Annotated in this window: 10 protein-coding genes and 5 tRNA genes; 3 read left to right on the top strand and 12 right to left on the bottom strand. The window is 65.1% G+C overall.

Translation table 11 applies throughout. From position 1 onward, the window contains the following. Window positions 1–101: 101 nt before the first annotated feature. Window positions 102–506 (bottom strand): DUF6165 family protein, encoded by a 405-nt coding sequence (locus LC407_RS00855; RefSeq protein WP_032977378.1) that lies wholly within the window; start codon window positions 504–506, stop codon window positions 102–104. A 216-nt stretch (window positions 507–722) separates the two neighbouring features. Further along, window positions 723–813: transfer RNA gene (locus LC407_RS00850), tRNA-Ser, on the bottom strand. 169 nt (window positions 814–982) lie between these two features. Here LC407_RS00850 and LC407_RS00845 point away from each other — a divergent pair. Then, the gene (locus LC407_RS00845) at window positions 983–1,687 is read left to right on the top strand and encodes a protein phosphatase 2C domain-containing protein (RefSeq protein ID WP_025878157.1); all 705 of its coding nucleotides are present in this window, start codon (window positions 983–985) and stop codon (window positions 1,685–1,687) included. 283 nt (window positions 1,688–1,970) lie between these two features. On the opposite strand, the gene dnaQ is transcribed toward LC407_RS00845, so the two are convergent. The 3 genes from dnaQ to LC407_RS00830 are packed head-to-tail and all read right to left on the bottom strand — an operon-like array spanning window position 1,971 to window position 3,813. Continuing rightward, complete coding sequence (gene dnaQ, locus LC407_RS00840) at window positions 1,971–2,699, bottom strand: DNA polymerase III subunit epsilon (RefSeq protein ID WP_025878156.1); 729 nt, start codon at window positions 2,697–2,699, stop codon at window positions 1,971–1,973. 4 nt (window positions 2,700–2,703) lie between these two features. Next, complete coding sequence (gene rnhA / locus LC407_RS00835; RefSeq protein ID WP_025878155.1) at window positions 2,704–3,156, bottom strand: ribonuclease HI; 453 nt, start codon at window positions 3,154–3,156, stop codon at window positions 2,704–2,706. Window positions 3,157–3,168: 12 nt separating this feature from the next. Next, on the bottom strand, window positions 3,169–3,813 hold the full coding sequence (locus LC407_RS00830; protein WP_025878154.1) for a methyltransferase domain-containing protein: 645 nt from the start codon (window positions 3,811–3,813) through the stop codon (window positions 3,169–3,171). An 11-nt stretch (window positions 3,814–3,824) separates the two neighbouring features. On the opposite strand from LC407_RS00830, the gene gloB reads away from it, so the two are divergent. After that, a complete protein-coding gene (gene gloB / locus LC407_RS00825) occupies window positions 3,825–4,589 on the top strand; it encodes a hydroxyacylglutathione hydrolase (protein WP_033830463.1) in 765 nt (254 codons plus the stop codon). Beyond that, on the top strand, window positions 4,586–5,788 hold the full coding sequence (locus tag LC407_RS00820; RefSeq protein ID WP_032977383.1) for a lytic transglycosylase domain-containing protein: 1,203 nt from the start codon (window positions 4,586–4,588) through the stop codon (window positions 5,786–5,788). The genes gloB and LC407_RS00820 overlap by 4 nt, the downstream gene beginning before the upstream one ends. 366 nt (window positions 5,789–6,154) lie before the next feature. Here LC407_RS00820 and LC407_RS00815 read toward each other — a convergent pair whose 3' ends face one another. The 7 genes from LC407_RS00815 to lon form a co-directional block, all read right to left on the bottom strand. Then, window positions 6,155–8,110, bottom strand: a complete 1,956-nt coding sequence (locus LC407_RS00815) for a peptidyl-prolyl cis-trans isomerase (RefSeq protein WP_223482010.1) — start codon at window positions 8,108–8,110, stop codon at window positions 6,155–6,157. Window positions 8,111–8,294: 184 nt separating this feature from the next. Continuing rightward, window positions 8,295–8,371: transfer RNA gene (locus LC407_RS00810), tRNA-Asp, on the bottom strand. Between the two features lie 107 nt (window positions 8,372–8,478). Beyond that, window positions 8,479–8,555, bottom strand: a tRNA-Asp gene (locus tag LC407_RS00805). Window positions 8,556–8,644: 89 nt separating this feature from the next. After that, window positions 8,645–8,721: transfer RNA gene (locus tag LC407_RS00800), tRNA-Asp, on the bottom strand. 25 nt (window positions 8,722–8,746) lie between these two features. Then, a tRNA-Val gene (locus LC407_RS00795) sits at window positions 8,747–8,821 on the bottom strand. Window positions 8,822–8,832: 11 nt separating this feature from the next. Further along, window positions 8,833–9,105, bottom strand: a complete 273-nt coding sequence (locus LC407_RS00790; RefSeq protein ID WP_004146343.1) for an HU family DNA-binding protein — start codon at window positions 9,103–9,105, stop codon at window positions 8,833–8,835. Window positions 9,106–9,323: 218 nt separating this feature from the next. Next, a complete protein-coding gene (lon, locus tag LC407_RS00785) occupies window positions 9,324–11,777 on the bottom strand; it encodes an endopeptidase La (RefSeq protein ID WP_025878144.1) in 2,454 nt (817 codons plus the stop codon). Window positions 11,778–11,857: the final 80 nt, after the last annotated feature.

Raw genomic sequence — 11,857 nt, 5'->3', positions numbered from 1 at the left:
TGAGCGCTGTCTACTGGGTGCGGACCTTGGTCCGCACCGTCCCGCAACCCGGGAGATCCATCCACGCATGGCGTGGATCTACTGCGTCGGGCCGCCCGGGATTACGCGCGCTGCGTGTAATCCTGGTAGGACTTCTCTTCCACGTACGCCGAACCCAGCGCCAGGTTGATCGCCTTCTTGATGCGTGCGCGTTCGTCGTTGCGCAGGTACACGCTGCGCGCCAGGTCGATGAACCCCTGATCGAACGCCTGCGCCTTGTCCTTCAGGCGGATGTCGTCCTCGATCTCCCACAGCTGCTCGTTGACCGCCTTCAGCTCGGCGCGCAGCTTGGCGATGTCCTTCACTGCCGCCGGGTGCGCCATCCACGTGGTTTCCAGCGCGGACAGCTCCTTGCGTACGTTGGCCAGCTTGCCTTCGTCACTGATGCGCTCGGACTTGATCTGCAGGATCGAGATCTTGTCCAGCAGCTCGCCGAATGAAACGGGGACGAGGATTTCAGCGGTCATCGTGGCGGCTCCAGCAGGTGATGACGTACATGGTAACCCGCCGCACGCGAACAGCATCCACGCATGGTGTGGATCTACTCAAGCATCCGCAGGAAGGCCGGCAAAGGGAGGGGCCCGAACGTTGCAGTGCAACGTTTGGGCGACGCGCGAAGCGTCGCATCCCCGCGCCAGATTAAAAAAGAAGGGCTGCCTTTCGGCAGCCCTTCTTTTTTAATCTGGCGGAGAGGGGGGGATTCGAACCCCCGAGGCGCTATAAACGCCTGCCTGATTTCGAGTCAGGTACATTCAACCGCTCTGCCACCTCTCCAGATGTTCCCCGGCGAACCGGGGACGCGCATCATACGAGGAAGCGCGGCTGACGACAAGTCATTGCGCCCAATGAAGTGAAATTTTCCTGACTGCATGGCTTGCCGGATGTCCGCTTGGCCGTGATGATGCCGTTCTCCCCGGCATTACCCCCTCGCCCAGCACCCACCATGATCGAATTCGGACATCTCACCCACCCCGGCCTGCGCCGCGAGCTCAATGAGGACACCTATTACGGTGACGGCGAGCTGGCCCTGTGGCTGGTAGCCGACGGCATGGGCGGGCACGCCTGCGGCGAGGTGGCCAGCGCACTGGCGCGCGAGACCATCGTGCGTGAGATCCGCCGTGGCGCGCCGTTGGCGCAGGCGATCCGCACCGCCGACGAAGAGATCATCCGCGCCTCGCGCCGGCGCAACGACAGCCTGCCGATGGGCACCACCGTGGTCGCTGCACGGGTGCAGGGCAACCGTTACGAAGTGGCCTGGGTCGGCGACAGCCGCGCCTATCTGTGGCGCGATGGCCAGCTTGCCCAGCTCAGCCAGGACCACAGTGTGGTGCAGGAACTGGTCGCGCAGGGCAACCTGACCGCCGAGCAGGCGCGCGCCCATCCCCACCGCAACGTGGTCACCCAGGCACTGGGCGTCACCGACCCGGCACACCTGAACGTGGCGACCACCAGCGGCGAGCTGCGCCCGGGCATGCAGTTGCTGCTGTGCAGTGATGGCCTGACCGAGGAAGTGGATGACCGCGGCATCGCCCGCACCCTCGCCTTCGACGACGCCAGCGCGCAGGAATGCGTGGACAGCCTGGTCGCCTCCGCCCTCGACGGCGGCGGCTCGGACAACATCACCGTGATCCTGGTGCGCTGCCACTGATGCCGGCTGGAGGCAAGCCCCCTGAGTCAGGGGGCGGCCGCGAAGCGGCGGGGGTCTGGGTGCTGGTGAGACGGGGCCCACGATTTGTAGCGCAAATTGTGGGGCGCCAGCGCGATTGCGCTGGCGCGTCATCGGACAACATCACCGTGATCCTGGTGCGCTGCCACTGATCCACGCCATCCACGCATGGCGTGGATCTACAGTAGAGCCACGCCATGCGTGGCTGCATTTCACACGCATCACCACGCCATGCGTGGCTGCATTTCGCACGCCACCGCTGCGCCTACGCGCTCGCGGCTTCTTCCACCTTCGGGCCGTCCCACAACGCGTGGCCGGCCTTCTTGCGCAGCCGTTCCAGACGCGCCGCATGCGCTTCCTGCTCCGACGGCGTGGCCACCACGCGCGGCCGCGGCAGCAGCTTGGACGCATCGAACGCCTGCAACGCCGCAGCGCCACCGGCATCGTCATCGCCCAGCCCGAAGCCAATCTCCTCCTGGCCCGAGGTCAACGCGATGTACACATCACCCAGGATCTGCGCATCCAGCAGACCGCCATGCAGGGCCCGGTGCGAGTTGTCCACGCCCAGTCGCTTGCACAGGGCGTCGAGCGAGTTGCGCTGGCCCGGGAAGCGCTCGCGCGCCAGCGCCAGGGTATCGATCACCGTGCAGCGGTCGGTGATCTTCCCGTACTGCTCTCCCAACAGGGAAAGCTCATTGTCGAGAAAGCCCAGGTCGAACGCGGCGTTGTGGATGATCAGCTCGGCGCCATCGATGAAGGCCAGGAACTCCTCCACGACCTGCGCGAACTCCGGCTTGTCGGCGAGGAATTCCAGGGTCAGGCCGGTCACTTCCTGCGCACCCTGTTCGAATTCGCAGTCCGGCTTCAGGTACTGGTGATAGGTATTGCCGGTCGGGCGGCGCTTGAACAACTCGACGCAGCCGATTTCGACGACGCGGTTGCCCTTCTTCCACTCCAGGCCGGTGGTTTCGGTATCAAGGATGATCTGACGCATGGGCTCAGTTTACCGGGCTGCCGTCGCGGATCTGGATCGCGGCGTTGCGGGCCAGGGTATCCACACGTTCATTGTCCGGGTCGCCGGAATGGCCTTTCACCCAGCGCCAGTCGATCTGGTGCCGCAGCGTGGCGGCCTGCAGGCGCTCCCACAGTTCACGGTTCTTCACCGGGTCACCGCCGGCGGTCTTCCAGTTCTTGCGGATCCAACCCGGCAGCCACTGGGTCAGGCCCTGCCGTACGTACTGCGAATCGGTGTAGAGGACGATCTCACAGGGCTCGGTCAACGACTCCAGGCCGGAAATGGCCGCCATCAGCTCCATCCGATTGTTGGTGGTATGCGCTTCGCCACCGCTCAGTTCGCGCTCGTGCCCCTTGTAGCGCAACAGCGCCGCCCAGCCACCGGGGCCGGGATTGCCGAGGCAGGAACCGTCGGTGTGGATTTCGATGGTTTTCAATACAACTCCAGATCAGGTAGCAACGGTGCCGTGCCAACGCACGGGCAACGGGGTCGGCCCGGGCAGGGCCAGCGTGCGTTTTTCAGCGTGGAACAGGCAGGCCGCGCGCAGGGGGGCCCAGCCGCCGCGACGGCGGCTGCCGGCACCCTGCCACATCGGCCCCAGGTAACGCATGTCCTCGCATTCCAGCCCATGGCGCTCAAGCAGCTGGCGGATCCGCTGCGGCGTGCGCACCACCAGCCCGTGCTGGCGCCAGCGCGTGCGGAACGGGCTGAACGGGTTGAGGCTGGTCAGCCACAGATGGCCGCCGGGCATCAGCACGCGCTCGCATTCGTCCAGCAGATGGTCGGCATCGCCGACGGTCACATGCTGCAGCACGATGGCGTTGACGCTCTCGTTGGGCAGCGGCAACGGCAGTGCACAGCGGGTATCGCCGGCGTAACCACTGCCCTGGCGATGCAGGCGCAGGCCCCGACCGCCCAGCTGCGCATCCGCCAGCCAGGCGGCGCTGGGGGCGATCCACAACCAGGGCCGGGTCGGCAGCAGCGACAGCTGCGGCAGCAGCAGCTGCCGTTCGAGCACGCGCAGGGCCTCCGCCGGTTCACTGTCGAACCACGGGGCCTGGCTCGCTTGACGGGTGCTCTGCAGCGCGGGCATGGTCCAATTCTATGCGACTGACTGCCCTGCCCGCATTTGCGGACAACTACATCTGGATGCTGATCGCCGACGACGGTGCTGCCGTGGTCGTCGATCCCGGCGACGCTGCGCCGGTACTGGCGCTGGCTGCCCAAGGCGTGCGCGTGGACACCATCCTGCTCACCCATCACCACGACGATCACATCGGCGGGGTACCGGCGCTGCAGGCGCGTTTCCCCGGCGTGCGCGTGGTCGCACCGGTCGACGAGCGCATCCCGATGGCCACCGAGCGGGTCGGTGAAGGTGAACGTGTTCAGGCACTGGGCCGGATGTTCCACGTACTATCCGTCCCCGGGCACACTCGCAGCCACATCGCGTTTCACACCGCTGAACAGCTTTTCAGCGGAGATTCGTTGTTCAGCCTGGGCTGTGGACGCCTGTTCGAAGGTACGCCGTCCCAGCTGCTGGCATCGATGCGCAAGCTGGGTGCCCTGCCCGCGCAACTGCTGCTGTGTTGCGCTCACGAGTACACCGTGTCAAATGCCGTCTTCGCGCGGCATGTCGACCCCGCCAACGCTGCCTTGTTGCAGCGCCAAGAGGAGGCTTTGGCCATGCGCCGCGATGACCGTTCCACCCTGCCAGTGTCCCTGGCCGATGAAATTGCCTGCAATCCGTTCCTGCGTACCCACACGGCGCCCATCCGCGCGGCCGTGTCGGCGCACCTGGGGCGCGAAGTCGTGGACGACGTCGACGTCATGGCCGGTCTCCGGCACTGGAAAGACGGCTTCCGCGCATGAGTCGCCGAAGTCTGCCGCTGGCCCTGGGTCTCGTCCTGGGGTTGGCCGGAACTGCCGGCGCACAATCGCTGGGCGCCGGCATCAGCCAGAACCTGACCGCCGCCTCGGCCCTGCCGCTGGATCCGTCAACGCTGCCGGCCGCATCGGTACGTAACGGCCAGGAGATCTTCTCCAGCTTCCGCGACGGCCTTGCAGAGCCTACCTGTGACGCCGAAGCCACCAGCCCGCGCTGGCAGAAGCAGTTCGCCCATGCGCCTTCGCGGTTGGCCAACCAGGATGACGACGCGCTGGTGCTGTTCGGCTATGTGGTCGAAGAGCTGCGCAAAGCCAACCTGCCCACCGAATTCGCCCTGATTCCCTTCGTCGAAAGTGGCTACCGGCCCAATGCCCGCAACGGCAGCGGCCCGACCGGCCTGTGGCAGTTCATCGCCACCACGGCACGCAACCATCGCGTACCGATGAGCAACAACTACGACGGCCGACTGTCGGCAGTGGAGTCCACCCAGGCCGCCGTGCGCTACCTGAAGACCCTGCATGGCATGTTCGGCGGTGACTGGCGCCTGGCCACGATGGCCTACAACGCCGGTGAATACCGCGTGCTGCAGTCCATGCGCAAGGCCGGCATGAATGCGCAGAACGCCAAACCGGCCGGCCTGCCCGGGCTGTCGCCGGTCACCCATGCCTACGTCGAGAAGCTGCATGCCCTGGCCTGCGTGCTGGAAGACGTGGAAGATCAGCCGGGCGTGATGGCCTCGCTGGACCGCACCGTGCCGGTGCTGAAGGACCACACCCTGCCGGCGGGCACCAGCGTCCAGCAGTGGGCCGCCCAGCGCGCGCTGGACCCGGCGAAGATCGCCCGCCTGAATCCGGCACTGGCCGCCGGCAACCGCCCGTCGGGCACGGCCCGCGTACTGGCCCCGGTTTCGGCGTCCAACGCGGACGTTGCCGACATCGCCAGCACGGCCGTTGCCACCGCAGTGGCCAGCACCGCCAGCGCCGCGCCGAGCCCACAGGTGGCCAAGGTGGTCGCCTCGGCTGCCGATCGCCCGCGCAACCGTCGCCACACCGTGCGCAACGGTGAATCGGCCTGGACCATCGCCCGCCGCTACGGCATGCCGGTGAAGGCGCTGTTGTCCCTGAACGGCTTGAGCGGCAGCAGCGTGCTGAAGCCAGGCGCGGTACTGCGCGTCGAAGACTGAGGTCGGTGCGGCGCTGACGCGCGGTTTCCGGCCAACGGCGAAGCCCCTCGCGGGTGGCGGCAGCAGCATTCATGAGTTGGGACGAGCGAGGTGGACCCACGGGGGACGCCGTGAACCCATCCTTGGGGGCTTGGCCGCGGCATCCACGCCGCGGACACCCCCGCGCGCCCACCCCGCCCGTCCCCTGATGGTTTCCGGTGGCACCACCCACGGATTGGAAGATGAAGAGCAGGAGCAGGTCGCTTCGCTTCTGGTAGCGGCCGACCTTGGTCGGCACTCATCGCGCAGGTCACGGATCGATCAGGGTTGCGACAACAAAAAAGGCCCGGCAATGCCGGGCCTTTTCGTTCCTGCTCGCCGGAGGGCTTACAGGTTCGCTTCGGTGGTCTGGATCAAGAATTTCTTGCGCATCGCCTCGATGTAGGCCTTGGCAGCAGCCATGCCGTCGATCTGGCTCAGCTGGTCCTTCAACTGCTTCTGCTGTTCGGCGGTCACTTCCTTGATGTCGCCCGGGTTGACCTTGTTCACCGCGAAGACCAGCGCATGGCCGTTGACATCGACCTTGCCGTAGCTCGGCTTGCCCTCGGCAGGCAGCGGCGCACTGAAGATCGCACGGTTGATCTCCGGGGTCGGCACCGGCTGGCTGCGCGGCAGGCCCGGCATCGGGCTCAGCTGCAGCTTCTCGCTGGCAGCCAGCGACTGCAGGGTCGCGCCGGCCTTCAGCTTGGCCAGCAGGGCATCGGCGGCCTTGTCACCGGCCTGGCGCTGACGGTCGGCACGGATCGCGGCGATCACCTGCTCACGCGCCTTGTCCAGCGGCAGCGCCTGCTCCGGGGTATGCGCGGCAACGCGGATCACCACGCTGTGGTTGCTGCTGCCGCCCAGGGCGATCGGATCGCTGGCGGTACCGTCCTGCACCAGGACGTCGGAGAAGGCGGCACGCAGCACGGCCGGATCAGCGGCAATACCGGTGGCGGTCGTGCGCGTGATCGGGCCCAGCGTCTGCATCGACAGGCCGACCGCCTTGGCGGCCGCGGCCAGGTCGCTCGGGCTCTTGTTGATGGCATCGACCAGGCGGCCCGCCAGATCGTTGAAGCCGCGCTCGCCGTCGGCCTTCAACTGCTCGGCAGCCAAGGTGTCGCGTACTTCTTCGAAGGACTTGCCCTGGCCGCCACGAACCGCTGCGACCTTGATGATGTGGTAACCGAAGTCGGTCTTGACCGGGCCGATCACCTCACCCGCCTTGGCACCAAACAGTGCGTCTTCGAACGGCTTGACCATCGCGCCCCGCTCCACCCAGCCCAGGTCACCGCCCTGTGCCTTGGAACCAGGATCCTCCGAGTTCGCCTTGGCCAGCGCGGCAAAGTCGGCACCTGCCGCCTTTGCTTCGACAGCCAGCTTGGCGGCCTTGGCTTCAGCACCGTCGCCGGTGATCAGGATGTGCGCGGCCTGGCGCTGTTCCGGCGTGGTGAACTTGGCCTTCTCGTCTTCATAGCGCTTGCGCAGGGCCGCTTCATCGGCCGCAGTCGGCGCCGGCAGGTTGGCACCATTGAGCTCGACATATTCCAGCGACACCGATTCGGCCTGGCGGAAATCCTTGCCATGGCTGTCGTACCACTGCTTGATCTGCGCGTCGGTCACCGGCGCGGTATCCACCGGAACTTCCGGCAGTGCGGCCAGTTCCACATCGCGGGTTTCGCCCAGCAGCTTCAACAGACGCTCGGTCTCGGCCTGGGTGACAAAGCCGGAATTCTGCAGGCCCGACGGGATCACCGACTGCTGCAGGCTCTCACGCACCAGTTCCTGGAACTGGGTCGGCGTGCGCGGCGGATTGCCACCGGCCAGGGCCAGACGGTAATTGCTTTCGCTGAACTTGCCATCGGCGCCCAGGAAGCCCGGAATGGTGGTGATGTATTCGCGCACAGCGCCGTCGCCAATCACGACACCGGCCTGCTCACCGACCAGGCGCACGACCTGCTCGTCGATCAACTGGTCGAGCACGGCCAGCTTGTTCTCGGTGCTTTCGAACGCGCGCGGGTCGAAGTTCTCGCCCTGCTGCTGGCGTTCGCGCATGCGTTCCTGCTCGAAACGGGTGCGGAAGTCCTGTGCACTGATCTCATGGTGCTGCCACATCATGCGCACCGGCCACCAGGACGGTGCCGAGCGCCACCAGGTCGGCGGTGCCGAAACCTTGGCGACGTTCTGTGCGCCGACGCCACCGAGGTAGCTGTTGTCGATCACGAACAGGAACGGAATCATCAGCAGCCCCAGGATCACGGTAACGATCCAGCCTGAGGTCTTGTCGCGGAGTTTCTGCAGCATGGTGAGGAATCACAAGGCTTGATTGGCGAGCCCGGCAGTGTAACCCGCTTCGCGGCGTGGACCAAAAGCAGTGGCAGCAGGGCCTGGCGCCATCCCGCCCAGGCGATCTACAGGTTCGCGCGCATCGAATGAAGAAAACGGCGCAAAGAAAAAGCCCCCGACTTGCGTCGAGGGCTCTTAGAGTTGGCGGAGCGGACGGGACTCGAACCCGCGACCTCCGGCGTGACAGGCCAGCATTCTAACCAGCTGAACTACCGCTCCGCGCTTGAAACTTTGCAGGCGCTCAGTATATCCGAAGACTTTCTGAAAACCTACCCCGCTGAACACTTTTTTCAAAGTTTTTTCACGAGGATTTAAGAGTTTTGCAATGGCGGAGCGGACGGGACTCGAACCCGCGACCTCCGGCGTGACAGGCCAGCATTCTAACCAGCTGAACTACCGCTCCGTATTGCAGACCTCTTTGTTTTCTCTACAACCGGTTGGTTGGAGAGAAAACAAGGCCCCCAGCTTTTCGGCCGGGGGCCTCGTTGAAAATGGCGGAGCGGACGGGACTCGAACCCGCGACCTCCGGCGTGACAGGCCAGCATTCTAACCAGCTGAACTACCGCTCCACATTTCAAACTTACCGCGGTGCTGTGGTGGGTGCTGAGGGTTTCGAACCCCCGACCCTCTCCGTGTAAAGGAGACGCTCTACCGCTGAGCTAAGCACCCCAGCGAGCCGCTTAGTTTACAGCATCCTTCAGGGCCTTACCAGCCTTGAACGACGGATTCTTCGAAGCAGCGATCTTGATGGTGTCGCCGGTCTTCGGGTTGCGGCCGGTGCGGGCAGCACGGTCGCGGACCTGGAAGGTACCGAAGCCAACCAGGGTGACCGCATCGCCGTCCTTCAGCGCCTTGGTGACGGCAGCAACGACGGCATCGACAGCGCGGCTGGACTCGGCCTTGGTCAGGTCGGCAGCTTCAGCAACGGCATCGATCAATTCGGTCTTGTTCATTCTTTACAACTCCTTTGGCGGTGGGTTCCGCGTATTCGACAGGGAAGCAACCGCACGACGTCTGCATGCGGTTGCCATGTGGAAACGGTTCGCCGAATTCAGTGAGCGCTGACTGCGATCACTCATTCGCGAGTGCTGCTTTTATACCAGCGGCCCTACCCCCACGCAAGCTGGAAAGCCAGCAACGACGCGGGTTTCAAGCATTTCGACAGGACGCATCAATGCTTGACGCGCGCGTTTCCACTCGGTTTGGCCTTGCTGCGCACCGTGACGCGCTGCGCACTCTTGCGCGTCTTCTTCGGTGCCAGCGGACGTTCCAGGGCCAGATCGAGCACTTCCTCGATGTACTTCACCGGCACGATCTCCAGGTCGCGGGTGACGTTGGCCGGAATGTCGGCAAGATCCTTGCGGTTCTCATCGGGGATGATCACCGTGCGGATTCCGCCGCGCAGGGCCGCCAGCAGTTTCTCCTTGAGGCCGCCGATCGCGGTGACGCGACCACGCAGGGTGATTTCGCCGGTCATCGCCACATCGGCGCGCACGGCGACCTTGGTCAGCATCGACACCAGCGAGGTCACCATTGCCGCACCGGCACTGGGGCCATCCTTCGGCGTCGCACCATCGGGTACATGCAGGTGCACGTCGTGCTTCTGCAGGAAGTCCGCATCGATGCCGAAGCGCTCGGCACGCGAACGCACCACCGACAACGCCGCCGACGCTGATTCCTTCATCACGTTGCCGAGCTGGCCGGTCAGGATCAGCTGGCCCTTGCCCGGTACCAGCGTCGATTCGATCTGCAGCAGATCGCCACCGACTTCGGTCCAGGCCAGGCCCGTGACCAGGCCGATCTCGTTCTCTTCTTCGGCACGGCCGAAGTCGAAGCGACGCACGCCCAGGTACTTGTCCAGGTTCTTGCTCGACACGCTCACCAGCGCCTTGGACTTGCGCGCGCCCTTCTTCGCCTTCGCCACCGGCTGCGGCCCACCCAGCGCGATTTCCTTCACCACCTTGCGGCAGATCTTGGCGATCTCGCGTTCCAGGTTGCGCACGCCGGATTCGCGCGTGTAGTAGCGCACGATGTCCTGGATCGCATCGCTGCCGATCTCCAGTTCTTCCGGCTTCAGGCCGTTGGCCTTGATCTGCTTGGGCGACAGGTAACGGGTGGCGATGTTGAGCTTCTCATCCTCGGTGTAACCGGGGATGCGGATCACTTCCATGCGGTCCAGCAGCGGGCCGGGGATGTTGAGCGAGTTGGAGGTCGCCACGAACATCACTTCGGACAGGTCCAGGTCCACTTCCAGGTAGTGATCGTTGAACGCGTTGTTCTGCTCGGGATCGAGCACTTCCAGCAGCGCCGAGGACGGATCGCCACGGAAGTCCATCGACATCTTGTCGATCTCGTCCAGCACGAACAGCGGGTTCTTGCTGCCGACCTTGTTGAGGTTCTGCACGATGCGGCCCGGCATCGAACCGACATAGGTACGACGGTGGCCACGGATCTCGGCTTCATCGCGCACGCCGCCCAGCGACATGCGCACGAACTTGCGGTTGGTGGCCTTGGCGATGGACTGGCCCAGCGAGGTCTTGCCCACGCCCGGCGGCCCGACCAGGCACAGGATCGGACCCTTCATCTGCTTCACCCGCGACTGCACCGCCAGGTATTCAAGGATGCGTTCCTTGACCTTCTCCAGGCCGTAGTGATCGGCATCGAGGGTGTCCTGCGCGGCCTTCAGGTCCTTGCGCACCTTGCTGCGCTTCTTCCACGGCACGCCCAGCAGCCATTCCAGGTAGTTGCGCACAACCGCTGCTTCGGCAGACATCGGCGACATCTGCTTGAGCTTGTTGAGCTCGTTGCGCGCCTTGGCTTCCACCGGCTTGGGCATGCCCGCTTCGGCGATCTTGCGCGCCAGCTCTTCCAGTTCGCCCGGCGCATCGTCCAGGTCACCCAGTTCCTTCTGGATGGCCTTCATCTGTTCGTTGAGGTAGTACTCGCGCTGGCTCTTTTCCATCTGCGACTTCACGCGGCCGCGGATGCGCTTTTCCATCTGCTGCACGTCGATCTCGCCGTCGACCAGGCCGACCAGCATCTCCAGGCGTTCGCCCACCGCCAGCGTTTCCAGCAGGCGCTGCTTGTCCGACAACCGCACGCTGATATGGGCGGCGATGGTGTCGGCCAGGCGTGTCGGCTCATCGATGCCGGCCAGGGTCTGCAGCAGTTCCGGCGGCAGCTTGCGGTTGGTCTTGACGTACTGCTCGAACAGCGACATCAGCGAGCGGGCGATGGCCTCGATTTCGCGCGGCTCGCGTGCATCGGCGGCCTCGATTTCCACGGCCTGGCCGTGCAGCGATCCATCGCGTTCGCTGACGCTGGTCACCTGCACGCGCGACAGGCCTTCGACCAGCACCTTGATGGTGCCGTCGGGCAGCTTCAGCAGCTGCAGCACCTGCGCCAGCGTGCCGACCTGGTAGAGGTCGGCGGCCTGCGGGTCATCGGTCTCGGCCGACTTCTGCGCCAGCAGCAGGATGCGCTTGTCTGCTTCCATCGCCTGTTCCAGCGCGTGCATGGACTTGTCGCGGCCGACGAACAGCGGGATGACCATGTGCGGGAATACCACTACGTCGCGCAGCGGCAGGACCGGCAGGTCGAGGGTCTCACTTGGGGAACGGGCCATGGGGGCTCCAGGGAAGGGGAAAACCGTCTCCGGGAGGGCATCTTCCGGAGACAAAAAAAGCCGATGGCCCCGTTATGGGG

This window comes from Stenotrophomonas sp. OVS01A (assembly GCF_019969775.1).
GTDB lineage: Bacteria > Pseudomonadota > Gammaproteobacteria > Xanthomonadales > Xanthomonadaceae > Stenotrophomonas > Stenotrophomonas indicatrix.
This window is presented reverse-complemented; position numbering and strand designations above follow the sequence as displayed.